Raw genomic sequence first — 25,871 nt, 5'->3', positions numbered from 1 at the left:
GGCAGATTAATACGTGTATTCCGCCGTGAAGCGCACCGAACGCGGCGCCGTGCGGCCAGCCACCTGCAGGTAATTGCGGGCGATGGCGCCATGGTCTTCTCGCGTTTCGTTGTAGCGCGTCACCGTCTGGCTGTTGAACACATTGAACACGTCCACTTTCAAGCTCAGGCCTTTGACGGCGCTGGGAGTATAGGCCACATTCAGGTCCAGCTGGGCTTGCCATGGCAGGCGGCCCTGGCTGCCGCGCGGCGCCGGCTTGCCGTTGCAATAGAAGTAGGAATCGCCGTAGTCGTTGTCGAACTTCAGGTCATCGGGCAGCGCGCCGATGCAGTTGCGCGGCGCACCCGAGATCAGCGACATGTTGGCGCCCACGGTCACGTCGGGCACGACCTGCATGAAGCCATACGCCTTGAACGCGTGGCGGTGGTCGCCCGGCAGGTAGCCATAGGCGTTGTACATCAGTTCCTTGTGGTCGTCGCTGACCGTCAGGCCCACGTCGCCGCCGCCGATGCTGTCGGTCTGGCCTTCCATATTGCCCTTCAGGCCGGACAGGGTGTAGGTCAGCTTGCCGTACCAGCCGTTCGTGTACGGGTGCTCGACGAACAGGTTCAGGGCGCGGTAGGTGCGCGATGGCAGCGGATTGCCCCACTCCGCCGCCGAGATGTCGACGCGGCGCAGGCCCTTGCCGTCGTCGAAGTCGACCATCAGACTGTTGTCGCGGCCCGGGTTGATGATGGCGCACTGGAAGCCGCCCCAGTTGCTCGTGTCGACGCTGTTGCGCGTGGCCCAGGCTTGCAGCGGACGCGCGTCGCAGACGTCGTCGTTGGTGTCGTTCAGCTTGCGGTACAGCACACTGGCGCCGACCACCAGCTTCTTGCTCAGGGCGCGTTCGAAGCCCAGCGAGAATTCATCCTGCGACAGCGGCTTCAGGCCGATGGCCGTCACTTCGCGCGCATCGCGGCTCTGGCCGTAGGCATTGTTGGCCGAATACGGCTTGCTGATGGCGTGCAGGCCCGTCGGCGCGCCCGTCACCGGATCGACGCCCGTGTACGTGTACATTTCGCTGGTGGCCAGGAAGGGACTGGCCATGTTGCTCGACAGATTCGATGGCACCGGCAGGTGGTAGCGGCCGCCATTGGCGAAGAATTTCAGGGTGCCGTCGCCCAGGTAATCCCAGGTGGCGCCCACGCGCGGGGCGATCATGTTGCGCTGCGAGATGAATGCCACGCCGTCGGTGCTGTAGTTGGTGAACTGTTCGCGGCGCAGGCCCAGGTCCAGCAGCACTTTTTCAGTGACCTGGTAGTGATCCTGGATGTATTGCGCCGATTGCACGCTGGTGGGACGCGCCAGGTTGGCGTTCAAGTCCTTGCTCACATAGTAACCCTGCGTGCCGTAACCGCCGCCCTGGGCCGGCGTTTCAAAGGCGCCGTTGATCGGGCGGTTCGGATCGGCGGCCTTCTGGTAGCTCCAGCGGTAGCCGCCGGCCAGGCTCAGGCCCACCTTCGATTCCACGTCGATGCGGTCGATGCCGCCGCGCAGCGAATGCTTGCCCAGCTTGTATTCCAGGTCCAGGCGCTTGGCCTTCTGGCGGTCTTCCGAGGACGGGTCGATCAGGGTGCCCGTCACCGTCTGCGGATTGGCATACGTCAGCCCTGGCACCTGGGTCGAGGAATTCGACGACGTCTGCGCCAGCAGCGGGTTGTAGCCGTTCGGCGTGCGGGTGTGCGAGGTGCGCGACTGCCCCATCATCGCCGTCAGCGTCAGGTTGTCGGTCAAATAGCCGGTGTACTTGAAGATGTCGATGTTCGCGCCCGGCGCGGCCGACGAGCCGCAGCAGTTGGTCGTCGTCTCGCCCTTGCCGGACTGGACGCCGTTGCTCGAATGCGTGTCGTAGCTGTAGCCATACGACTGGCTGTCCGTGCGGGTACGGTCATACAGCTTGGTGTACTCGAAGTGATGGTCGTCCGTCAGGTTGTAATCGAGCTTGGCCATCATGCGGTCCACCTTGCTCTGGCTGGTGCTCCAGCCGCGCGCCAGCGCCGTGCCCGAGTCGGCGGCGGCGGCCACGGCCTGGCCGTCGGTGCGCGTCTGTTCCAGCGCGACGAAGGCGAACAGCTTGTTCTTGATCAAAGGACCGCTGCCATACAGGCCCACCACCTTGCTGGTGCTGCCATTGTCGCGGTTCCAGTACAGCAGATTGCCGTCCGTCTTCGGATTGGCGCCCGTGTTCGGGTAGTAGGTGTTTTCCGGCTCGCCCTTCAGCGAGCGGGGAATGATGGAAACCTTGCCGCCGAATTCGACCTTGTTGCCGCCGCTCTTGGTGGTGATGTTGATCACGCCGCCCGTGGAACGGCCGAATTCCGAACCATAGCCGCCCGACAGCACCTGCATGTTCGAAATCGCGCCAAATGGCAGTTCCGACGCGCCCACCTGGGTCAGGATGTTCGTGATCGGGAAACCGTTGACGTAGAACGCGTTTTCCGACTGGCCCGAGCCGCCGATCGACGGCGCGTTGCCGTACACGCTGTTGGTGCCGCGCGAGACGCCCGGCGTCAGCTGCACGATGGACGCGACATCGTTGCCCACCGGCAGGGCCTTGAGTTCCTTGGCCGTGAAGATCACGCCATTGTTGGTGTTCGACACGTCGATCGGGTTGCGCGACGCCTTCACGACGACGGTCTGCTCCTGGCTGACGGGACCGGCCGCGCTGGCCGGGCCGAAGTTGGCCTCGGCGCCGGCGCCGATCAGGGCCTCGACTTCCTGCGCCGCCTCGACGGCGCCGGCGCGCAGCACGCGCACCGCATAGCGGCCAGGCGGCATGGAATTGGCCACATAGCGGCCCGACGCATCCGGCGTCAAGGTGCGCTGCACGCCTGTCGCCAGGTTTTCCAGCACCACGGTGGCGCCGGCCGGCGCGGTCACTTCGCCGAAAATGGTACTGGTGGCGTTCGACTGTGCCCAGGCCTGGCCTGGCACGCCTACCGCCAGCGCGATGACGATCGCGGCGGCGCGGCTGATGTCGCGCAATTTGAGTCGGGTGCTATGCATAATGGTCTCTCCGTCTATATATGAGGGTTATAAGCGCCCCTCCCCGGTCCGAAGAGGGGTGCGTTTTTTTATTGTTGGTGGTAGTTCGGTCAGCGCGGCTTGACGGTCGCGCCTTCCGTGCCGGTCAGTACGGCATTGGCCCAATTGCCGCAGACCTGGGCCGGTTGGGCGCCGCGCGCGCCCAGGGTGCGCAAACTGAGCTGGCTCAGGCCGCGTACATCGATTTCGGGTTTGACTACCCCGGGAGCCGTGACCAGGCCGCTGTCATACAGCAGCCGCTCACCGCTCCATACCTGGAATTGCAAGCCGCCCGCGCTGCGGCAGCTATCGTCCACGCCCAGGTCGGCGCGCAGCAGATTCCAGTTCCCCGCCAGCTGCAGGTCGATGCGGCTGGCAGGTCCCACGCCGAGGCCCTTGCGGAACCACAGCCCGTTCATGCGCATCTCGGCCGCCTTGCCGGCCGGCCGGTCGCGCCCGATGTTCTTCGGCAGCGCCAGGTCCGACAGGTAGCGCTGCACTTCCGCGCCTTCGGCCACGCGGTGCTCGAGCACGCGGAATTCGGACAGGGTGACGGGCGCCACGTCGGTCGCCAGCGCGGCGTCGAAGGCGCGCGCCACCGGTGCGGCCTGCGCCGCCGTGACCATCGGGTCCGTGCTGGCCGCGCCGTCGCCTTCCGGATTTTGCGTGCTCATGACGCGGAAGCGCAGCAAGCGCCCTGCCGTGGCCGGGAAATTGATCGTCTGCATGCCCTGCGCCAGCTTGAGGGTGCCGCGCGCCAGCGGCGCGCCCCATTCGCCGTTGTTGTCGCCGATATAAATCTCGTAGTCGCGCACCTGGCCATGTTTCCAGTGCTGGTCGTTGCGCGGCGCCAGTTCGATGCCGTCCACCAGGCGCCGCTCCGTAAAGCCGATCACCCATTCATGCGGACCGCTCTTGACGGCCGGGCTGCGCACGGTGCGGAACCAGGTCTCGGGCTTGCCGTCGAAGGCGTTTTCCAGCGCATAGCCGCTTTCTTCAAGGGGACGCGCCACCACCTGCATGGCGTCGGCCGGCAAGGCGCGGCCCGGCACGGGGGCGGCCGGGAAATCGGCATCGGTCCTGGCCACGGCCAGCGCGCCGGCGACCTGCAACATCAAGGCCTGGCGGATATCCTGCGCCGCCACCTTCACGTGCAAGGTGCCCTGGCGCTCGGCCGCATCGAAGAACCAGCCTTCGGCCGCCCGGTCGTAGGCGGCGCGGTCGGCTGCGGCGGCAAGCAGGCGCTCGCCGGCATGCACGGTCGCCGGACGCTGGCCCGCCAGCATGCGCAGCGCATAGCTGCGGCGCGCTTCCTGGCCCTGGTACTTGCCGTCGACGGCGCCAATCTCCACGCGCACATCGGCGCCGCTGGCGTGCATGCGCATCACTTGCTGGCTGAAGGCGCCGCCCTGGTACTGGCGCGTGTTGCCGTCGTCTTCATACAGGGTGTATGCCGAGTCGCCGTGCGGATAGATATCGAGCGTGAGTTGGTCCTTCGGCTTCTGGCCGTCGTACAGCATTTCCGGATACATGGGCAGGATGGCGCCGGCGCGCACGAACACGGGCAGCTTTTCCAAGGTCACCTGCAGGTCCAGGTCGCGCCCCCTGGCGCCGGCCGTGGCCTGGCGGCCATCCCAGTAGTCGTACCACGTGCCCTGCGGCAGGTGGATGCCCTTGCGCCAGCCGCCGCTGACGGCCTGGCTGCGGTAGACGGGCGCCACCAGCACGTCGCGGCCCAGCAGGAACTGGTATTTGTAGGCTTCCGTGTAGGCGGCCGGGTCTTGCGGGTAATCCCACATCAGTCCCCGCACCAGCGGCGCGCCCGTCTGCTCCGCTTCGCGCGTCAGCGTATACATATACGGCGTGAGGCGCATCTTGAGCTTCAGGTAGCGGCGGTTGATATCGCGGTACGGCTGCTCGAACCACCATGGATGCTTGCGCTCGGCCGCGGCCCAGCCGGACATGCCCATCAGCACGGGCGTGAAGCTCTTCCATTGCAGGTCGCGCAGATAGGTTTCCGGGCTGCCGCCGAAGATGGCGTCGACGTCGCCGGACGCATACGCTTGGCCGGACAGGCCCGAGCCGATCAGGGTCGGGATGTGCCAGCGGATATAGTCCCAGCTGGCGCTCTGGTCGCCCGTCCACGCCACGGCGTAGCGCTGGATGCCGGCCCAGCCCATCACCGTCCACAGGAAGGGACGGCTGTCGGAATTGTTCAGGATGCCGTCGTAGGCGGACTTGTTCGCATCCATGGCGAACTGGTAGCCCTTGCCCGTCCACGCCACGTCCAGCTTTTGCACGCGGCTGCCCGCCTGGCCCACCTCCCAGGCGATCTTGTCGACGCCGTTTTCCGTCCACAGGCCCGTGCGGAAGCCATAGCCGGCCAGGCCCTTCACGGTTTCCGGCAGCTGCGTATAGCCGCAGCCGTAGCCGTCGTTGGGCAGGATCCAGCCGCCCGGCATGTCATGTTCGCGGTACTGGCGCGCCACGGTTTCCACCACGTCCGGCGTCTTGCCCGTCGGGCCATCGCTCCAGCCTTTCGGCACGGAGCCGGGCTTTTTCACGTTGTCGCCATCGTTGTAGCAATCGGCGTCGCCGTATTCCAGCGCCCAGCGTGGCAGCATGCGCGCGCGGCCCGTCAGTTCCGTGTAGCGGGCGACGACGTCGCGCACGTCCTTGCCGACGAAGAAATAGGCGTCGAAACGGCCTTCCGCGTGCTGCAGCGAGATCTGTTCGTTGTCGCGCAAGTCGTAATTGCCGTCGGACCAGGTGTTGCGCAGCATGCCCCAGCCCCGTGAGCTCATGAGAAATGGCGCGGGATTCGGGCGGTCGCCCTCTTCCCAGCCGCCCGAATACGAGACGGGCACCTGCCTGCCCTTGAATTCGAAACGGCCGTTTTGCTGGCCGCCGCCGAAATAACGTTCGCCGGGCGCGCTGGACAGCACCTGCACGCCCTGCTTGGCGTCCAGCGACAGCGGCTGCACTTCGCGCCACAGCGGCACGCTGTCGCCGGCGCGGAACAGGGTAAAGCGCAGCGGCTTGCGGTCGATGCGCAGGCTCAGCGCCTCGGTGGAAATCAGGATATGGTCGGCCTGTTCGCTGACTTTATACGCCACCTGCGCGGCCGGCTGGCCGACGACGATGGGCGCGGCCTTGTCGCCAGGTCCCGTCAAGCCCGTTTTCGGCCCGGCCCAGATGCGCAGCACGTCCGCCTGCGGCAGGCTGATACGCAGCTGCACGCCCGTGTCGCTGCGCACATCCCAGCCCAGCCCTTCGCCCTTGGCCACGTCGGCCGCATGCACGGCGCTCAGTGCCTGCAGGTTGCCAATCGGGGCGGCATGCGCCCCGTGGAGTGCCAGGGTGGACAGGGCGGCAAGCACGCAGGCGGCGATGGCACGGCGGGGAAGCGGGAGTGGTTTCATCTGGCAGGCTTTCAGAAAAGTGCGATGCGATGGGAATACTTTAAGAAGAAAAATAAACATCGTCAATAAAAAGAAAGTTATTGCGTGAAATTATTCTAAAAAAGCCCAAATATGGCGCATTTATCTTTCGACTCACCAAAATGTCACACTACATACTTTCGTTATCGTCGTATATCGGCGACAAATCGTCTCGACATGGGCTTGTGCACTGCAAAAAACCGCCATTGCCGGACACATAAACGCAGGCATATCGCAAGCCAACAAAGTATTTACTTTCGTTTTACTTTCGTATTTGACTTTTCGAAATTTAGTATTTATGCTTTATCACAACAAACACTTTACTGACACTTCCATGACTACCCTTCTTCAGCGTGACATTCAAACCTGGCGCGACATCGGCGGCCTGCATACGGCCGAGGAGATCGCCCATCAGCCAGCCATCTGGCGCGCGCTGGCCGGCATTTTGCGCGCCGAGCAAGCCAGCCTGGCCGCCTTCCTCGGCGACGCGCTGTGCAATCCCCGGCAGCGCGTCATCCTGACGGGCGCCGGCAGCTCGGCCTATGTGGGCGAGATCGTCGTCGATGAACTCAATGCCGCCTGGCCGGCGCAGATCCGCGCCATCGCCACCACGACTTTGCTGACCCACCATGAGCTGTACCTGGAAGCGGATGCGCCCACGCTGCTCGTGTCGTTTGCCCGCAGCGGCGACAGCCCGGAAAGCCTGGCCGCCGTGGAATTGCTGCGCCAGGTCGTGCCCGGCGCGCGCTTCCTCAATATCACCTGCAATGCGGATGGCAAGCTGGCGCGCCAGGGCGCCAATGACGCCCAAACCTACAACCTGCTGATGCCGGCCGGCAGCTGCGACCGCGGCTTCGCCATGACCAGCAGCTTTAGCAGCATGCTGCTGGCGGCCCTGTCGGTGCTGGGCAAGCATACGGACCTGGCGCGCCTGGATACCCTGGCCAGCCTGGGCGAACAGGCGTTGCGCGACTGGTCGGCGCCCGTGGCGGACCTCGGCTCGCAGCCGGTGCAGCGCGTGGTGTACCTGGGCAGCGGCCCGCTGGAAGCGCTGGCCAAGGAAGCGGCCCTGAAAATCCTGGAGCTGACGGGCGGCCGCGTGATGGCGATGGCGAATACGGCGCTGGGCTTCCGCCACGGCCCGAAATCGGCCGTCACCACGGAGTCGCTGGTGATCCTGCTGCGCAGCAGCAAGCCGCTGGCGCGCCAGTACGAGGACGACTTACTGAAAGAACTGCAGCGCGACAGCGTGGCGCAGGCATGCCTGACCGTGGGCATCGGCGGCGACCTGTCGGCCGACGCGCCGGCATGGCCCGACGCCTGGCTGGCCCCGCTGTGGCTGCTGATGGCGCAGCAATACGCGCTGCACCAGTCCGCGCTGCTGCAACTGCGCCCCGACAATCCATTCGCCGGCGGCATCGTCAACCGTGTCGTGCAGGGTGTCACCATCTATGGCCATGAGCAATTCTAATCCTGAGCAGCACGCGCAGCGGCGCGGCTACCACGGCATCGACATCGGCGGCAGCAAGATGGAGCTGGTGGCGTTTGCTGACCGCGATGGCGCGCTGGAAGAAGTATTCCGCGAGCGCGTGGCCACGCCCGGCGACGATTTCCCCGCCTTCGTGCAAGCCATCGTCGACCTGGTGGCGCATGGCGACGCGGCGCTGGGCAGCGCCGCGCCCGTCGGCATCGGCTTGCCCGGCGTGATCGACAGTGCCAGCGGCCGCCAGCTCAGCTCCAACGTGCCGGCCCTGAACGGCCGCCTGGTGGCGCAGACCTTGCAGCAAACCTTGCAGCGCCCCGTCGCCATCGGCAACGATTGCCAGTGCTTCGCCCTGTCCGAGGCGCAGGGCGGCGCGGCCGGCCATGTCGCCAGCATGTTCGGCGCCATCCTCGGCACGGGCGCCGGCGGCGGCTATTGCGTGGGCGGCCAGCTGCTGCGCGGCTTTAACGGCGTGGCCGGCGAATGGGGCCACTGGAGCCTGCCGGCCGCCCTGCTGGTGCAGCACGGCTTGACGGACTACGCCTGCCCCTGCGGCAAGCAGGGCTGCCTGGAGCGCTATGTCTCCGGTCCGGCCATGAGCAAGCTGCACGCGCATTTCGGCGGCGACGGCGCCGAGCCGCTGGCCATCATGGCGCGCGCCAACATGGGCGACGCCGTGGCCCAGCGCACGGTGGCCGTGCACCTCGACATCCTCGGCCACGCGCTGGCCGGCCTGGTGCTGGCCTACGATCCGCACGCCATCGTGCTCGGCGGCGGCCTGTCCAAGCTGCCGCACCTGTACGACAAGCTGCCGGCCGCCGTCAGGCGCCACCTGTTCCCCGGCGTGCACGTGCCGCCCATCCTGCCGCCGCGCTTTGGCGACGCCGGCGGCGCACGCGGCGCCGCCCTCCTGATCCGACAACATACGAAGGCTTGAGAACGATGAACCAAGTGGAAACCCCGTCTTTTACTTTATCGCCCGTCCAGCAAGTGATCAAGGCGCACCGCCGCGGCGAAGTCGTCGGCCTGTATGCCGTCTGCTGCAGCCACCCGAGCGTGCTGCGTGCCGCCATGCGCGTGGCCAGCGAGTACGACACCGTGCTGCTGGTCGAGGCGACCTCGAACCAGGTCGACCAGTTCGGCGGCTACACGGGCATGACGCCGGCCGTCTTCCGCGACACCATGCTGGCGCTGGCGCGGGAACAGGGTTTCCCGTCCGAGCGCCTGGTGCTGGGCGGCGACCACCTGGGACCGAACGCCTGGCAGCACCTCGATGCGGCGACGGCCATGGACCACGCCGAAACCCTGATCGCCGCCTACGCGGCGGCCGGCTTCCATAAAATCCACCTCGATTGCAGCATGCGCTGCTTGGATGACCCCTTGCTGCTCGACGATGAAACCGTGGCCGCCCGCTCGGCGCGCCTGTGCAAGGTCGCCGAAGCGGCGGCCGCCGCGGCAGGCTTTACGCCGCCCGTCTACGTGATCGGCACGGAAGTGCCGATTCCCGGCGGCGAAGCGTCGCTGGCGCAGGCCGGCGCCGTCACCAGCCCGCAGGCGGCGCGCCGCACGCTGGACGTGCACCGCCGCGCCTTCCTCGACAACGGCCTGCATGGCGCCTGGCGCCGCGTGATCGCCATGGTGGTGCAGCCGGGCGTCGATTTCGACCAGAGCAGCATCCAGCACTACGACGCGGATGCCGCCGCCGAACTGTCGGCCTTCGTCGCCGAGCAGCCCGGCCTCGTGTTCGAAGCCCATTCCACCGACTACCAGCGCGAATCGGCCCTGCACGCCATGGTGCGCGACCATTTCGCCATCCTGAAAGTGGGTCCCGCCGCCACCTTCGCCCTGCGCGAAGCGCTGTTCGCCCTGTGCCAGATCGAGGAAGAACTGCTGCCGGCGGCGGCGACCTCGCAACTGATGCAGGTGCTCGACGACGTCATGCTGGCCAAGCCGAAGAACTGGATCAAGCACTACCTGGGCACGCCGGAAGAACAGCGGCTGATGCGCCGCTATGGCTTGAGCGACCGTTGCCGCTATTACTGGGGCGAGCCGGAAGTGGCGGCCGCCGTCGACAAGCTGCTGGCCAACCTGCAGGGCCTGGCGATTCCGCTGCCGCTGCTGAGCCAGCACTTGCCGGAACAGTACCTGGCCGTGGTAGAGGGCAGCCTGGCCGTGGCGGCGCCGGCCTTGATCGAGCACAAGATCGGCAGCCTGCTGGCGCAATATGCGCGCGCCTGCAACCGCAATGCGGCGGTGGCCATCGTTGCCGAAGCGGCAATCTGTTAAGCTCGGCATTTTCATTTTTTACTGAGCCCGCCACCATGCGAAATACCAGCCAACGCCGTGAATCCATCCTCCAAATGCTCGCCCAGCAGGGCTCGGTGCAAGTGACCGATTTGGTGGAAAAGCTCGGCGTGTCCGCGGTCACCATCCGCAGCGACCTCAATGCGCTGGAAGCGCAAGGCATGGCCACGCGCAGCCACGGCGGCGCGACGTTGACGCGCACGCCGCCGCCCGAGCACACGATACGCCAGAAGGACGCCATCAACCACGAGCAGAAGGAGCGCATCGGCGCCTATGCGGCGCGGCTGGTGCAACCGGGCGACAACATCATCATCGACTCGGGCACCACCACCATCTCGCTGGCGCGCCACCTGCGCGACGCCACCGGCGTGACGGTGGCCACGAACGGCCTGAATATCGCGTGGGAACTGGCCGATGCACCGGGCGTGGACCTGATCCTGACGGGCGGCCTGCTGCGCAAGCAGTCGCTGTCGATCCAGGGCAGCCAGGCCGAGACCTGCCTGCAAGCCTACAGCTTCGACAAGCTGTTCCTCGGCGTGGACGGCTTCGACCTGCAGTTCGGTGTCACCACCCACCACGAGGCGGAAGCCAGCCTGAACCACAAGATGGTGGAACGGGCAAAGAAAATCATCGTCCTCACGGACGCCTCCAAGTTCGGCCGCGTCAGCCTGCACCGCATCGTGCAGCTGGACCGCGTCGATACCGTCATCACCGATGCCAGCATCAGCCAGGAGTACCGCGAAGGGCTGCAAAAGCTGGGCATCGAACTTTTCATAGCGGAATAACACATGCTGAGCGGCAGAATCCTTACCCCATCTGGCTGGATCACGGGCACCATCACTTTTGACCAGCGTATCGTCCAGATACAGGAAGACCCTGCCGCCGACAGCGCGCTGACCATCCTGCCCGGCTTCATCGACCTGCACGTGCATGGCGCGGCCGGCGTCGACATCATGGAAGGCGGCGACGCCGGCGCCACCGTGGCGCAAGTGCATGCGCGCCACGGCACCACGGCCCTGCTGGGCACCACGCTGACGGCAAAGGAGCCGTCGATCCTGCGCGCCCTGCAAGGCCTGGCCGGCGTCATCGCGCAGCGCCCGGCCAACGGCGCGCGCATGCTGGGCGTGCACCTGGAAGGCCCGTTCCTGAATTTGCACCGCCTCGGCGCGCAGCCGCCCGACGTGGTGCAGGCCAGCCTGGCGCTGGTGCAGCGCTTTCACGCCATCGCCCCCATCAAGGTGCTGACCATGGCGCCGGAAATCCCCGGCCACCTGGAGCTGATCCCGCAACTGGCGGCGATGGGCATCCGCGTGCAGATCGGCCACAGCGCCGGCACCTATGACGAAGGCGTAGCTGCGCTGAAGGCCGGCGTCGCGGGCTTCACGCACCTGTACAACGGCATGACGGGCATGACCCATTACGATCCCGGCATGGTGGGCGCGGCGCTGGCACATGCCGAATACGCGGAAATCATCCCCGACCTGCAGCACGTGGCCAAGGGCGCCCTGCGCGCGGCTCTGCGCGCCATCCCGCGCCTGTACGGCGTGACGGACGCCACCTCGGCCACCGGCATGCCGGACGGCGAATACGGCCTGGGCACGCAGCGCGTCTACAAATGCATGGGCTGCGTGCGCCTGGCCACGGGCTCGCTGGCCGGCAGCGTGCTGACCATGGACCAGGCCCTGCGCAATTTCGTCGACCTGGGCCTGGACCTGGCCGACGCCTCGAACCGCCTGTCGCTGTACCCGGCCGACTACCTGGGCGAATCCGAACGGGGCCGCCTGGCGCCCGGCGCCTGGGCCGATATCGTCGTCCTTGACGCCAGCCTGCAGCCAGTGTCCGTCTTCGTCGAAGGCACGGCCATCGATCTTTCCACCCGCTAGACCACTTCAACCCCACCTCCGGAGTTTCCATGCACGACACGTCACACAAGGCCCCCGTGTGGGCCATGCGCTACCTGCTATTTATTGCCGGCATGGGGGGATTGCTGTACGGCATAGACATCGGCATCATCGCCGGCGCCCTGCCCTACCTGGAATCGACGGCCTCGGTGGCGTGGAAACTGACGGCCCAGCAGCTGAGCTTTATCGTCGCCGCCGTGCTCCTGGGTTCCGTCCTGTCGTCGCTGTTCGCCGGCGCCCTGGCCGACCTGCTGGGGCGGCGCTGGGTCATGTTCTGGGCCGGCGCCCTGTTCAGCGCCAGCATCCCCCTGATCGCCCTGGCCGACGGCTACACGCCGCTGCTGCTCGGTCGCTTGCTGCAAGGCATCAGCGGCGGCTTGATCGGCGTCGTCGTGCCCCTGTACCTGGCCGAATGCCTGCCCGCGCAACAGCGGGGACGGGGCGCGGCCCTGTTCCAGCTGCTGCTGACCATCGGCCTGGTGGCGGCCGCCCTGATCGGCCTGGTGCAGGCGCAGACGGTGGAAACGGCCACGCAGGTGGCGCAGGCGCTGCCCGAGGCGGGCCGCATTGCCGCCATCTTCACGGCCAAGGACCACGCCTGGCGCAGCATCTTCTGGGTCTGCCTGACGCCGGGCCTCGTGTTTACCATCGGCGCCCTGCTGCTGGCCGAGTCGCCGCGCTGGCTGGCCCGCCGCGGCCGCGTGGAACAGGCGCGCCAGTCGCTGCTGCGCACGCGTTTGCCCCATGAAGCGGACGCGGAACTGCGCGAGATCCTCGATACCCCCGAAAATGCGGCCAGAGTGGACGGCAAGGGCAAGGCCAGGGACCCGCTGCTGAGCCGCCGCTACGTGCTGCCCTTCCTGCTCGCCTGTCTGATCCTGGCCTGCACGCAGGCGACGGGCATCAATTCCATCCTCGCCTATGTCGTCAACATCCTCAACCAGGCCGGCCTGTCCGGCGCCTCGGCCAACATGGCCGACGTCCTGCTGAAAGTGCTGAACGCCGTGATGACGGTGGTGGCCGTGCTGCTGGTGGACCGCAAGGGCCGCAAGTTCCTGCTGATGCTGGGCACGGGCGGCATCATCGTCTCGCTGCTGGCGGCGGGCCTGCTGTTCCGCGGCGCCGAAGCGGGCCTGGCCGACGTGCGTCCCGCCATCGCCGCGCAGATCCAGAACGATGGCCTGGCCCTGCGCCTCGATGCGGCCACCCTGAGCGCGCTGGGCGCGGCCGCCGACGGCACGCCGCAGCAGCTGACCATCGCCTACGCCTACGGCCCGTTCACCAACGTGAAGAGCCTGCGCAGCGACGATCCCGTGCTGCGCCAGGTGACGATCGCCCGCGAGGATGCCGTGCAGGCCGACAGCGTCATCGGCGTGTTCTTCCGCAAGCTGCACCTGAATCCGTTCGCCGACCCGGCCGCCGGGCGCGAGGCGCCGCTGCGCATCGAGAAGGCCAGCCTGGGCCCCGTGCCCTCGTCCACGCACGGCTGGCTGGTGGCGGTCGCCATCTGCGTGTTTGTCTCCAGCTTTGCCGTGGGACCGGGCGTGTGCGTGTGGCTGGCCCTGTCCGAGCTGATGCCGACGCGCATACGCTCGAACGGCATGAGCATCGCGCTGCTGGTGAACCAGTTCGTCTCGACGGTGATCGCCGCCATCTTCCTGCCGACGGTGGGCTTGCACGGCTATTCGACCCTGTTCTTCTTCGGCGCCGGCTGCACCGTCGTGTACTTCCTGGCCGCCGCGTTTTTGTTGCCGGAAACCAAGGGCAAGACCCTCGAGGAAATCGAAGCGCACTTCGCCAAGTGAGTCATTAAGCAGGCAAGGCAGTCTCCTTTACGGCCCCGGTCCATCATCCCGGGGCTTTTTTTTGCCTGCTGGACAAGCTTGCAGCGCTGGCGTGCACGGCAAAGTACATATTTCCTTCTAGAATGCCTGCAGGCTGGGCTAGAATCTGGCTGCGTCGTGCTGCCCACGAGGCGGCAATGGCGCCATGACAAAAACACACAGGAGAGACAGTGAGCTTATTTAGAACCAAGAATTTGGATGATATGATCGCCCACAGCAAGAAGCCGGGAGGACTGGCAAAAGTGCTGGGCCCCTTCGACCTGGTGCTCATGGGCATAGGCGCCATCGTCGGCACCGGCATTTTCGTGCTCACCGGCACGGGCGCCCTGACGGCCGGCCCCGCCCTCTCGCTGTCCTTCGTCGTGGCGGCCGTCGCCTGCTGCTTCGCCGCCCTGTGCTATGCGGAATTCGCCTCCACCGTGCCGGTGGCCGGCTCCATCTATACCTACAGCTATGCCACCCTGGGCGAGCTGGCCGCCTGGATGATAGGCTGGGACCTGCTGCTCGAGTACGGCCTGGCCGCGGCCGCCGTCTCCGTCGGCTGGTCCGGCTACTTCCAGTCGCTGCTGTCGGGCTTTGGCATCGTGCTGCCCGTGGCCTTGACGGCCGCCCCCGGCGCCCTGCCTGGCGTGACCACCTTCATCAACCTGCCGGCCCTCGTCATCATGCTGGCCCTGACGGCCATGCTGGGCTGGGGCGTGCGCGAATCGGCGCGCCTGAACAACATCATGGTGGCCATCAAGGTGGGCGTGGTGCTGCTGTTCATCATCTTCGGCGCGCGCCACGTGCAGCCGGCCAACTGGCAGCCTTACATGCCGTTCGGCTACCACGGCATGCTGAGCGCCGCCGCCCTCGTGTTCTTCGCCTTCATCGGCTTCGACGCCGTCACCTCGGCCGCCGAGGAAGTCAAGAAGCCGGCGCGCGATCTGCCGATCGGCATTATCGGCTCGCTGGCCGTGTGCGCCGTGCTGTACGTGGTGGTCTCGGCCATCATGACGGGCATCGTGCCATACCAGAAATTCCTCGGCGTCGACCATCCCGTCTCGCTGGCCCTGCAATACGCGGGCGAAAAATGGATCGCCGGCTTCGTCGACCTGGGCGCCATCCTCGGCATGACCACCGTGATCCTCGTGATGGCCTTCGGCCAGACGCGCATCATCTTCGCCATGTCGCGCGACGGCTTGCTGCCCAAGCGCCTGTCGACCGTGCATCCGCGCTTCCACACGCCGTTCTTCGCCACCTGGCTGGTGGGCATCGTGTTCGGCCTGATCGCCGCCGTGATCCCGCTCAACATCCTCGCCGAGCTGATCAACATCGGCACCCTGGCCGCCTTCACCATGGTGTCCGTCGCCGTCGTGGTGCTGCGCAAGCGCCGTCCCGACCTGCCGCGCGCCTTCCGCTGCCCTGGCGTGCCGTATGTGCCGGCGCTGGCCGTGATCCTGTGCGTGGGCCTGATGACCTTCCTCAGCTGGGTCACCTGGGTCGCCTTTTCCATCTGGCTCGTACTGGGCCTGATCATCTACTTCGGCTACGCGCGCCGCCGTTCGCTGCTGCACCCGCCGCAGTAATCCTTCACGCCGGCGACACGTTTCGCCGCCGGCGCCTTAAGATGGCGGTCTCGCAACCCATGCAGGCCGCCATCCATGCAACGCTCCCCCGACCTCATCGAACAGCTGGACCGCAGCACGGACCAGCTTCAGCGCGCGCGCCTGCGCAATATGCAGCTGCTGGCCGCCGGCTTGCTGCTGCTGGCGGCGCTGGTGTTTGCCGTCGCCCGCGCGCAGCGCGGCGGCCACCCGGCCTGGGGCTATGTGGAAGCGTTTGCCGAGGCCGCGATGGTGGGCGCGATTGCCGACTGGTTCGCCGTTGTCGCCCTGTTCCGCCACCCGCTGGGCATTCCGCTGTGGCACACGGCCATCATCCCGAACAGCAAGATAGAAATCGGGCGCAGCCTGGGCGCCTTCGTGGAAAACCATTTCATCACCGAGCAAGGCATCGCCGAGCGCATCGCGCAAGCCGATCCGGCCGGACGGCTGGGCACCTGGCTGGACGACCCGCAGCATGCGCGCCAGCTGGGCATGGCCAGCGCCGGCGTCGCCAAGCAGCTGCTGGCGATGGCCGACCATGAAAAACTGGGCCGGCTGCTGCGCGCACAGGCCAGCGCCTACCTGGGCCAGTTGAACGTGTCAGACGTCGCGGCCGACTGCATCGATGCGCTGGTCTCCGACGGCAAACCGCAGGAACTGGTGGATTTCCTGCTCGACCGCAGCGCCGCCTACCTGGCCGACGAGCGCCACCACGCCGCCATCGGCGACTTCGCGCTGGGCGCCTTCCAGATCGAGAACGCGCTCGTGAAAAAGGCCTTGAAGGCGTATGAACCGCGCATGATCGCCTCGCTGCAAAAGTTTGCCCTCGCCGTGCGCCTCGACCCCGGCCACCCGCTGCGCCAGCGCATCGCCGGCTGGATCGCCGACAGCGCGCTGCACCTGAAGGCCGATCCGCACTGGCAGGAGACCGTGCGCCACTACCAGCAGCAGCTGGTCGCCAGCGACACCGTGCAAGCCATGCTGGGCGAACTGTGGGGCACCATCCACGCGCGCCTGCTGGCCGACCTGCACGCCGACCGGCCCGTGCTGGCGGAGGCCATCGCCGGCCTGGCGCGGAACACGGGCAAGGTGCTGGGTACGGACGCGGCCGCGCGCGCCTGGCTGAACGACGCCATCGTCGCCGGCAGCGGCGCGCTGGTGCGCCGCTACCGGGGCGAAGTGGGCGCCTTCATCGAAAACCGCCTGGCCCTGTGGAGCAAGGAAGAAATGAGCAGCCGCATCGAGCTGGCCATCGGCCGCGACCTGCAATTCATCCGCATCAACGGCACCGTCGTCGGCGGCCTGGCCGGCCTGCTCATTTACGCCGCCAGCCAGGCATTCTAGCGGCCCCTCACCACTGCGGGCCGCGCGTCGGCACGCCCGCATGCGAGGGGAAATGCGGCAGCACCTCCTCGGCCAGCTCCTGCAGCACTTGCGCCGCCGGCCGCTGCCCGTGCTGGATGCCCAGTGCCGCGTGGTTGACGCCCGCGTCGCGCCACTCGCCCAGCAGGTCGATCAAGCCCTTGCGCCCCGTGCGCAGCACATAACCGCTGCGCACTGGCGTGCGCGGGTAATCGGCGTCGTCCACCAGGTCCAGCCACTCGTTGCACATGTGCGGGCGGTAGCCGCCATCGGGGATGCAGGCGCGCCAGGCGCGGATCTTGTCCGCCAGGCGGCGCGGTCCGTCCGGCGTATGCGTCGCTTCCGGATACGTCAGCCAGCCATCCGCGTGGCGTCCTATCCATGCCAAAGGCTGGCCCGAGGAACTGGTGACGACCAGGGGAATGGCGCCGGCGGCCGGTTTCGGCAGCAGTTCGAGGCCATCGAGGCTGCCCAGCGGGCCGCTGATCTGTGCCGGGCCGGGGCGCAGCAGCTGGCGGAACATGTGCACCGCCTGCGCATAGCGTTCGCCGCGCGTCGCGTGCGGCACGCCATACGCGGGAAATTCGCTGGCGCGGTCGCCCGCGGCCGTGCCCAGCACCAGGCGTCCGCCCGACAGCTGGTCGATGCTGGCGGCAGCCTTGGCCAGGTCGACGGGATGGCGCAGCGTGAAGATGGCGCTGCCCGTGGCCAGGGCCAGCGTCTGCGTGCACGCCGCCAGGTATGCCAGGTAGGTCCACGGGTCGAACAGCTGGCCCGCATCGCCGAAGCGGCGGTCGTACAGGGGAATGTCGCGCACCCAGGCGGCGGCAAAGCCTTGCCGGTCCATGGCGGCGACAAGGTCGGCCTGGCCGGCCAGCGCCCGCATGTCGCCCTGGTAAAAGCGCAGCGGCAAGAAGATGCCGAGCGTGAGCGCGCCGGGCGCGAACATGCGGCGGTAGCCGGGGTGACGGGCAAACGCGTGCGAGGACGCGCCGGAGGTGTCAATGGTCATGGGGTTCCTTGTCGTGGATCAGGCGCCCGTGGCGGGCGCGGGAATGGAGATGCCCAGCCGGACGGCCGGACGGGCCGCCACGCGGGCGTACCAGGCACGCACGTGCGGCCAGGCGGAAAAGTCGAAGCCGACCAGCCGCGCGATGTGCAGCCAGCCAAAGCTGGCGATATCGGCCATCGAATACTCGTCGCCGGCCAGGTAGGCGCAGGCGGCCAGGCGGCCTTCCATGGTGGCGAAGGCCGCGTCGCACAACTGGCGGAAATGCGCCGCCGCGGCGGCATTCGCACCCGCTTCGGCAATCTCGAAATGCACGCGCTGGCCCAGCAGCGGCCCCATGCTGGCCGCGTGGAAGGCCAGCCAGGTGATGGCGGCCCAGCGCTGCGCGGGTTGCGCCGGCAGCAGGCGCCCCGTCTTCTCGGCCAGGTACAGCAGGATGGCGGCCGATTCGAACAAGGTGATGCCCGCCTCGTGATCGACCAGCACGGGTATGCGGCCGTGCGGATTGAGGGCCAGGAAAGCGGCTTGACGGTGCTCGCCCTGCTCGATGCGCACGTGGCGCAGCCGGTACGGCAAGCCCAGTTCGGCCAGCGCGATGGTGGCCTTGAAACCGTTGGGCGAACTGTCGGTGTACAGCTCGATCATGGCGTCGCCTCCCGGCGCGCGGCCTTGCCGGGCAGGATGGCCACGGCGCAGGCCAGGCCCGCCGCCACCAGGCAGGCGGAAACGAGGATGGCGCTGCTGTAGCCTTGCGCGGCCGTGCCGCCGCCGGCCAGCACGGCGATGCTGACGGCCACGCCCACGGCCAGTCCCACGGCGGAACCGACTTCCTGCGTGGTGGTCAGCATGCCGCCCGCCAGGCCATGGTCCGCTTCCGGCACGCCGTCGATGCCGGCCACGGTCCAGGCGGGAAAGGCCAGGCCGTAGCCGATGCCGGCCAGCACGGTGCCGGGCAGGATGGACGCGCTCCAGGCGGACAATGTGGCCAGCGCGCTGCCCAGCAGTGCCAGGCCGCCGATGAACAGCAGCATGCCGCCGACGATGACGGGCTTGGTGCCGCAGCGGGCGATCAGCGCCGGCCCGGCCCAGGCGCTGGCCAGCGTAAAGGCGATGGCCATGGGCAGCAGTCCCAGCCCCGTGCGCGTGGCGGAAAACCCCAGCACTTCCTGCATGGCCAGGGCCACGACGACAAAGGTAGGGCCCAGCGCCGTATTGGCCAGAAGCGACACCACGTTCGCACCGCCCGTCGAGCGGCGCCAGAAGACGGCCAGCGGCATCAGCGGCGCGGCCACGCGGCTCTCGACCCAGACGAACAAGGCCAGCAGGGCCAGCGCCGCGGCGACCAGGCCGAACGTGAGCGGGTGCGCCAGGCCCACATGTTCGCTGTTGGCGAAGGCAAACACCAGCATGGCCGCGCCCGCGGCCACCAGCAGCGCGCCCCACACGTCGAGCGTACCGGACGCCGCGGCGGCATCGGGTTTGCCTGCCGGCAAGGCGGGCGACAGCGCCAGCACCAGCGCGCCGACCGGTACATTGATCCACAGCACCCAGCGCCAGCCCAGCAGGTCGGTGATGAAGCCGCCCAGTATCAGGCCCGCGACAAAGCCGCTGGCCGCCACGGCCGTCCAGGCGCCCAGCGCCCGGTTGCGCTGCGCAGGCTCGGGAAAGACGGCCAGCAGCAGCGAGAATGCGGCCGGCGAAAACATGGCGGCGCCCAGGCCCTGCAGCGCGCGCGTGGCCACCAGCATGGCCGGGCTGTGCGAAAAGCCGCCGAGCAGGGACGCCGCCGTAAACAGCAGCACGCCGGCGAGGAAGACGCGGCGGCGGCCGAACATGTCGGCCGCGCGCCCGCCCAGCAGCAGGAAGCCGGCGATGGCCACGCCATAGGCGTTGATGACCCACTGCAAGCCGCCCGGGGTGAAGCCCAGGCTGTGCTGGATTTGCGGCAAGGGAATCATGGTGATGGAAAAATCGAGCAAGGCGACGAATTGCGTCGTGCACAGCAAGATCAGGCAAAGTTGCCGATGTGAAAGTAGCATAGCCATCCTATTGATATAGTTTTACTCAACGTCGAAATGAGCGTCGCAGGCCCGTATAATGCGTTGCTGTCGAATAAAACTGAAACGATGCTTTTTGCCTCGTGACTATAGAAAAACTATACCGATGAACCATCCTTTACCGCTCCAGGCACTGCGCGCCTTTGTCGAAGTGGGCCAGCGCGGCAGCATCAAGGCCGCCGCCGAGGCGCTGCATGTGACGTCGGGTGCCGTCAGCCAGCAGATCCGCTTGCTCGAAGAGCGGGTCGGCATGGCGCTGTTTACGCGCGAACGCCAGGGTTTGCGCCTGACGGAAGCGGGCGGCAAGGTTCACCCTGCCCTGCTGGCCGCATTCGCGCAGATCGCCAGCGCCAGCCAGGCGCTGGAAGACATTGCCGGGCGCCAGACGCTGACCGTCAGCACGGTGGCCACCTTTGCCGCCGCCTGGCTGGTGCCGCGCCTGGGCCGCTTCAACCAGCGCCACCCGCAGATCGAGGTGCGCGTGGAAGCCACGTCGGCCCTGGTCGACTTGCGCCGCGACCGCGTCGACGTGGCGCTGCGCCACGGCCTCGGCGACTATCCGGGCCTGCTGGTGACGCGGCTGATGGCGCCCGTGCTGGTGCCCGTCGCCAGCCCGGCCCTGGTGGCGGGCCAGCCACCGATAATCGCGCCAGCCGATTGCCTGCGCTACCCGCTGCTGCACGACACGGACCGCGCCGACTGGCCCCTGTGGCTGGCCGCGCACGGCGCGCCCGATGAGGAGCGTGCGGCGCGCGGTTCCGCCTTCGAGGACGATTTCCTGTTGATACGCGCGGCCGAGGCGGGCCAGGGCCTGGCCCTCGTGCCGCAGCTGTATGCGCAGGAGGAAATCGCCGCCGGACGCCTGGTGCAGGTGCTGGACCTGCCGTGGCCCGCGCGCTTTGCCTACTACCTGGTGGCGCGTCCCGATGCGGCCGCGCGCCCCGCCGTGCAAGCGTTCATGGCGTGGATCATCGAAGAGGCACGGGCGGCAGGCGTATCCGGCCAAACTTGATGTAGATCATAATTTTTTGAACAAGCTCTTGCTATCCTGTAAAAAAATGACGGGAGTCCCGGATGAGCAAGAGGCAGCAGGCAGCAACGGCACATGAACGCGCGGGCAGCGCCTGGCAAGGCGCGCCCGTGCCCGATTACCCGGAAAGCGCGCCGGAAGGCGCCACCCTGGACCTGCTGCTGAATGCCTGGCTGGGCAAGTTCACGGGCGGCATCTCGCCCGTCGCCCTGGGCAATGCCTATGCGGACTGGCTCGGCCACCTGGCGCTGGCGCCATCGAAACAGCAAACCCTGCTGCTGGAAGCGTGGAAGAAGATCGGCCGCTGGCAGCAGCACGCCATGCAATCGGCGCAGTCCGGCGCCGCGCTCGGGCAGCCGTGCATCGCTCCGCTGCCGCAGGACCGCCGCTTCGACGACCCGGCCTGGCAGCGCTGGCCCTACAACCTGGTCTACCAGGGCTTTCTGCTGCAGCAGCAGTGGTGGCACCGCGCCACGACGGGCGTGCGCGGCGTCTCGCCGCACCACGAGGATGTCGTCACGTTTACCGTGCGCCAGTGGCTCGACATGCTGGCGCCGTCGAACTTCCCGCTTACCAATCCCGTGGTGCGGCAGGCCACGCTGGAGAGCGGCGGCGCCAACCTGGCGCGCGGCATGGCCCGCGCGGCCGACGACTGGCAGCACGCGGCCATGGGGCCATATGCGCCCGATGCGCGCCGCTATCTAGTGGGCGGGAACGTGGCCGTCACGCCGGGCAAGGTCGTGTACCGCAACGACTTGATCGAACTGATCCAGTACGCGCCGACGACGGCCAGGGTGCACGCGACGCCCGTGCTGTTCGTGCCCGCCTGGATCATGAAGTTCTATATTCTCGACCTGTCGCCGCACAATTCGCTGGTGCGCTACCTGGTCGGCCAGGGCCACACGGTGTTCATGATTTCGTGGAAAAACCCGGGCGAGGAAGACCGCGAGCTGTCGCTGGAAGACTACCGCCAGCTGGGCGTGATGGCCGCGCTCGACGCGGTGGCGGCCATCGCGCGGGCGCCGCAGGTGCACGCCGTCGGCTATTGCCTGGGCGGCACCCTGCTGGCGATCGCCGCCGCCAGCATGGCGCGCGACGGCGACACGCGCCTGGCCAGCCTGACGATGCTGGCGTCGCAGGTGGACTTCAAGGAACCGGGCGAGCTGTCGCTGTTCATCGACGAGAGCCAGGTCAGCTTCCTGGAAGCGGCCATGTGGAAGCAGGGCTATCTCGATACGCGGCAGATGGCGGGCGCCTTCCAGCTGCTGCGCTCGAACGACCTGATCTGGTCGCGCCGGCTGAACCACTATCTGCTGGGTCTCGATGAGCAGGACAGCGACCTGATGGCGTGGAACGCGGACGCCACGCGCATGCCTTGCCGCATGCACTCGGAATACCTGCGCCGCCTGTTCCTGCACAACGACCTGGCCGAAGGCCGCTACCGCACGGCGGGCCGCCACATCGCCCTGCCCGACATCGACGCGCCCATCTTCGCCGTGGGCACCTTGACGGACCACGTGGCGCCGTGGCGCTCCGTCTACAAGCTGCAGCTGCTCACCGACACGGACGTCACCTTTCTGCTGACCTCGGGCGGCCACAATGCGGGCGTCGTCTCGCCACCGGGCCAGGCGCGCCGCAGCTACCAGCTGGCCACGCACCGCCACGACGATGCGTATATCGACGCGGACAGCTGGCAGCGGGACGTGCCGCACCAGCAGGGTTCCTGGTGGCCCGCCTGGCAGGCCTGGCTGGCGGAACGCTCGGGCGGGCGGGCAACGCCGCCAGCGATGGGCGGCGCCCTGGGCGACGCGCCGGGCAGTTATGTGCTGCAGCCTTGAGCCGAGTCCTCCCTTCCCCCTTTCCCCACTTTCCAGGACGATGCCATGCCCTACACCACCCTGCTGGTCCACGTAGACAATTCTAGCCACTGCCCGCGGCGCGTCCGCCTGGCAGTGCGCATGGCCATCGCCGAAGGGGCGCACCTGATCGGCTCGGCCATGAGCGGCATCTCGCGCTACGCGTATGGCGGCGGCGTCAACGCCTTGCAGTTCGCGCCGGCGCAAATGCAGGCGCTGCGCGGCCAGGCCAGCGACGCCTTGCACGACTTCGAGCGCATCGCCCGCGAAGAAGGCCTGTCGGCGTATGAAACGCGCTTCGTCGACGACGACGCGCAAGGCGCCCTGCTGCTGCAGGCGCGCTATTGCGACTTGCTGATCCTGGGCCAGACGGACGCGCAGGACACGCCCTCGCGCGTGATCGCCGGCACGGCCGAGTACCTGATGCTGCATTGCGGCCGCCCCGTGCTGATGGTGCCGCACGCGCCCTCGCCCACGGCGACCGCCGCCATCGGCCAGCGCCCGCTGCTGGCCTGGAACGGCAGCGCCGAAGCGCTGCGCGCCATCACCGATGCGCTGCCGCTGCTGCGGCGCGCGCAGCAGGTGACCCTGGCCGTCGTCAATTCCCACGCGCAGCCGGCCGCGCATGGCGAACAGCCGGGCGCCGACCTGGCCCTGTACCTGGCGCGCCACGGCGTCAACGTCGACGTGCTGCAACACGACACGCCGCCTGGCCAGGACGTGGGCGCGGCCCTGCTGGCCATGGCCGCGCAACGCCGGTGCGACCTGCTGGTGATGGGCTGCTATGGCCACATGCGCCTGCGCGAAACGTTGCTGGGCGGCGTCACGCGCACGGTGCTGCAGGAGATGACCTTGCCGGTGCTGGTGTCGCACTAGGAGGCGGTGCCGGCCGGCGCCGTCTTCAGCCTTCCTTCACCCCATCCTCAGCGGCGCTTCATGCGCGGCGCCGATACTGGCCATGCCCTCATCCCTACAGGAGTACCGCATGACCGGAACCGACGACGCCATCCCCCATTTCCACGCCCGCCGGCGCCTGCTGTTCGGCATGGGTGCGCTGGCCGGCCTGGCCGCCTGCGGTGGTGGTGGCACGCTGCCATTCGCCGCCGCGGTGACCGACCGGCGCATCGCCGTCGCCCCCGGCGTCAGCCTGCACGTGCGCGACTGGCGCGGCGCTCCTGGCAGCGAGGACGATGTGATCGTGCTGCTGTCCGGCCTGGGCGGCAATGCGCATGCATTCGACAGCCTGGCGCCCGCGCTGGCGCGCCGCCACCGCGTGCTGGCCGTCACGCGCCGCGGCGATGGCTCTTCCAGCAAGCCGCTGCCCGTGGACGGCGCCAGCTACGCGCCCGCCACCCTGGTGGCCGACCTGCTGGCCGTGCTCGACGCCTTGCAGGTCCGGCGCATCATCCTGGCCGGCCATTCCATCGCCGGCAACGAGGTGACCTTGTTCGCCGGCCGCCATCCGGGCCGCGTGCGCGGCGTCGTCTACCTCGACACCACGTTCGACTACAGCAATCCCCTGCCCTGGCGCGGCGAACCGGAACCCGACGAGGATGACTTGAACCCGCCCGCGCCGGCGCCGGCCGACATGGCGTCGATGGACGCCTCGATCGCCTATGCGCAGCGCATCCACAAGCAGTGGTGGCCGGCCCTCGATGCCTACTGGCGCGATACGCTGCAGGTGCAGGCCGACGGCTCGGTGCGCCCCGCTACGCCGGCGGCCATCGCCACGGCCATGGCCACGGGCGCGTACGCCCATGCCCCCGACTACCGGGCCGTGCGCGCACCGGCGCTGGTGATCGCCGCCCAGCCGGGCAGCCTGCGCGACGTCACGCCCTGGCTCACGGCGCAGAGCGAACCGCGCCTGCTGGCGGCGGCGCGCACCTTCCTGCGCATCTACCCGCAGGCGCACCAGGCCGACTTTGCGCGCACCGTGGCGGCGCTGCCGGGCAGCACGCTGCTGGTGCTCGACAACGCCGCCCACGCCGACTTCTTCATCGAGTATGAGACGGCCGTGGTCCATGCCATCGAAGCCATGCGCTGGGAAAAGTAAAACGCCGGCGGCCATGTGCGCCGGGAAGGTCTACAATGGATGAGCACCTGCCGCCGTGTCGTTCCTTCCAGGCAACTGCACGGTATACGTCCTTCCCTACACCACAAGGAGTACCCGTATGAGCAAGCAAGCCACCATCGTCCTCGTCCATGGTTTCTGGGGCGGCGCCGCCCACTGGAGCCGCGTCATCCTGGAATTGCGCCGCCAGGGCCATACGGCCATCCGCGCCGTCGAACTGCCCCTCACCTCGCTGGCCGACGACGCCGAACGCACGCGCAAGATGGTGGCGCAGGTGCAGGGACCGGTATTGCTGGTGGGCCACTCCTACGGCGGCGCCGTCATCAGCGTGGCCGGCAACGCGCCGAACGTCGTCGGCCTCGTGTACATCGCCGCCTTCGCCCCCGACGCGGGCGAAAGCCCGGGCAGCATCACCCAGGAACACCCGCCCCTCGGCGCGGCCAACCTGGAAGGCGACAGCGACGGCTACCTGTGGGTGAAGGCCGAGCAATACCACGACAGCTTTTGCCAGGACCTCGATGCGGAAGAAGGCGCCGTGCTGGGCGTGGTGCAAAAGGCGCCGCTGGCCAGCACCTTCGGCGACACCGTCAGCGACCCGGCGTGGAAACACAAACCCAGCTGGTACCAGATTTCCAGCGCCGACCGCATGATTGCCCCCGTCAACCAGGAGCGCATGGCGGCGCGCCTGAACGCGAGAAAAGTCATCACCCTGAACGCCAGCCACGCCTCGCTGGCCTCGCGCCCCGCCGAGGTGACGGCGCTGATCCTGGAAGCAGCGGGCGCCGTGGCGCCGGCATAGGCGGCACAGGCGGCACGGGCAAAAAAAAGGCTCCTGGAAACCAGGAGCCTTGTGGCGTCGGAC

18 protein-coding genes are annotated in these 25,871 nt (G+C 67.8%); 13 read left to right on the top strand and 5 right to left on the bottom strand.

Annotated elements, in window-relative coordinates; genetic code table 11:
• Positions 1-6: 6 nt before the first annotated feature.
• Positions 7-3,048 carry a TonB-dependent receptor gene (locus AC1RDJ_RS15580; RefSeq protein ID WP_071323838.1) on the bottom strand — a complete coding sequence of 1,014 codons (3,042 nt, stop codon included), beginning with the start codon at positions 3,046-3,048 and terminating at the stop codon, positions 7-9.
• Positions 3,049-3,137: 89 nt separating this feature from the next.
• The gene (locus AC1RDJ_RS15575) at positions 3,138-6,488 is read right to left on the bottom strand and encodes a TIM-barrel domain-containing protein (protein ID WP_493027998.1); all 3,351 of its coding nucleotides are present in this window, start codon (positions 6,486-6,488) and stop codon (positions 3,138-3,140) included.
• Between the two features lie 352 nt (positions 6,489-6,840).
• Here AC1RDJ_RS15575 and AC1RDJ_RS15570 point away from each other — a divergent pair, with 352 nt between their 5' ends.
• The 8 genes from AC1RDJ_RS15570 to AC1RDJ_RS15535 all read left to right on the top strand — a co-directional run bounded on the left by AC1RDJ_RS15570 (position 6,841) and on the right by AC1RDJ_RS15535 (position 16,968).
• Complete coding sequence (locus AC1RDJ_RS15570) at positions 6,841-7,977, top strand: AgaS family sugar isomerase (protein ID WP_493027997.1); 1,137 nt, start codon at positions 6,841-6,843, stop codon at positions 7,975-7,977.
• Positions 7,964-8,926: an ROK family protein gene (locus AC1RDJ_RS15565; protein WP_071323840.1), complete on the top strand. Its 963-nt coding sequence runs from the start codon at positions 7,964-7,966 to the stop codon at positions 8,924-8,926. The genes AC1RDJ_RS15570 and AC1RDJ_RS15565 overlap by 14 nt, the downstream gene beginning before the upstream one ends.
• A 5-nt stretch (positions 8,927-8,931) precedes the next feature.
• Positions 8,932-10,275: a D-tagatose-bisphosphate aldolase, class II, non-catalytic subunit gene (locus AC1RDJ_RS15560; RefSeq protein ID WP_493027996.1), complete on the top strand. Its 1,344-nt coding sequence runs from the start codon at positions 8,932-8,934 to the stop codon at positions 10,273-10,275.
• 35 nt (positions 10,276-10,310) lie between these two features.
• Positions 10,311-11,078, top strand: a complete 768-nt coding sequence (locus AC1RDJ_RS15555) for a DeoR family transcriptional regulator (RefSeq protein WP_071323842.1) — start codon at positions 10,311-10,313, stop codon at positions 11,076-11,078.
• A gap of 3 nt (positions 11,079-11,081) precedes the next feature.
• Positions 11,082-12,176 (top strand): N-acetylglucosamine-6-phosphate deacetylase, encoded by a 1,095-nt coding sequence (locus AC1RDJ_RS15550; protein ID WP_493027994.1) that lies wholly within the window; start codon positions 11,082-11,084, stop codon positions 12,174-12,176.
• 29 nt (positions 12,177-12,205) lie between these two features.
• Complete coding sequence (locus tag AC1RDJ_RS15545; RefSeq protein ID WP_493027993.1) at positions 12,206-13,999, top strand: MFS transporter; 1,794 nt, start codon at positions 12,206-12,208, stop codon at positions 13,997-13,999.
• 209 nt (positions 14,000-14,208) lie between these two features.
• On the top strand, positions 14,209-15,606 hold the full coding sequence (gene bcaP, locus AC1RDJ_RS15540) for a branched-chain amino acid transporter BcaP (RefSeq protein ID WP_071323845.1): 1,398 nt from the start codon (positions 14,209-14,211) through the stop codon (positions 15,604-15,606).
• A 75-nt stretch (positions 15,607-15,681) separates the two neighbouring features.
• Positions 15,682-16,968 carry a DUF445 domain-containing protein gene (locus tag AC1RDJ_RS15535; protein ID WP_493027992.1) on the top strand — a complete coding sequence of 429 codons (1,287 nt, stop codon included), beginning with the start codon at positions 15,682-15,684 and terminating at the stop codon, positions 16,966-16,968.
• A 7-nt stretch (positions 16,969-16,975) separates the two neighbouring features.
• On the opposite strand, the gene AC1RDJ_RS15530 is transcribed toward AC1RDJ_RS15535, so the two are convergent.
• From AC1RDJ_RS15530 to AC1RDJ_RS15520, 3 genes are read right to left on the bottom strand one after another with little or no spacing between them, the layout of a single operon-like run.
• Positions 16,976-17,998, bottom strand: coding sequence for an LLM class oxidoreductase (locus tag AC1RDJ_RS15530; RefSeq protein ID WP_493027991.1), 1,023 nt, complete (start codon positions 17,996-17,998; stop codon positions 16,976-16,978).
• Positions 17,999-18,016: 18 nt separating this feature from the next.
• Positions 18,017-18,640: a glutathione S-transferase family protein gene (locus tag AC1RDJ_RS15525; RefSeq protein WP_493027990.1), complete on the bottom strand. Its 624-nt coding sequence runs from the start codon at positions 18,638-18,640 to the stop codon at positions 18,017-18,019.
• Positions 18,637-20,034 (bottom strand): MFS transporter, encoded by a 1,398-nt coding sequence (locus AC1RDJ_RS15520; RefSeq protein ID WP_493027989.1) that lies wholly within the window; start codon positions 20,032-20,034, stop codon positions 18,637-18,639. The genes AC1RDJ_RS15525 and AC1RDJ_RS15520 overlap by 4 nt, the downstream gene beginning before the upstream one ends.
• 124 nt (positions 20,035-20,158) lie before the next feature.
• Between AC1RDJ_RS15520 and gcvA the strand changes: the two genes are divergently transcribed.
• From gcvA to AC1RDJ_RS15495, 5 genes are all read left to right on the top strand, one after another.
• On the top strand, positions 20,159-21,064 hold the full coding sequence (gene gcvA, locus AC1RDJ_RS15515) for a transcriptional regulator GcvA (RefSeq protein WP_493027987.1): 906 nt from the start codon (positions 20,159-20,161) through the stop codon (positions 21,062-21,064).
• 62 nt (positions 21,065-21,126) lie between these two features.
• On the top strand, positions 21,127-22,920 hold the full coding sequence (locus AC1RDJ_RS15510; protein WP_493027985.1) for a PHA/PHB synthase family protein: 1,794 nt from the start codon (positions 21,127-21,129) through the stop codon (positions 22,918-22,920).
• A 45-nt stretch (positions 22,921-22,965) separates the two neighbouring features.
• Positions 22,966-23,814: a universal stress protein gene (locus AC1RDJ_RS15505; protein ID WP_493027984.1), complete on the top strand. Its 849-nt coding sequence runs from the start codon at positions 22,966-22,968 to the stop codon at positions 23,812-23,814.
• A 109-nt stretch (positions 23,815-23,923) separates the two neighbouring features.
• A complete protein-coding gene (locus AC1RDJ_RS15500; RefSeq protein ID WP_493027983.1) occupies positions 23,924-24,991 on the top strand; it encodes an alpha/beta fold hydrolase in 1,068 nt (355 codons plus the stop codon).
• A 118-nt stretch (positions 24,992-25,109) separates the two neighbouring features.
• Positions 25,110-25,808 (top strand): alpha/beta hydrolase, encoded by a 699-nt coding sequence (locus AC1RDJ_RS15495; protein WP_071323853.1) that lies wholly within the window; start codon positions 25,110-25,112, stop codon positions 25,806-25,808.
• The last annotated feature ends 63 nt before the right edge of the window (positions 25,809-25,871 follow it).

The sequence above is a fragment of the Janthinobacterium sp. GW822-FHT07H10 genome (genome assembly GCF_058798675.1).
This window is presented reverse-complemented; position numbering and strand designations above follow the sequence as displayed.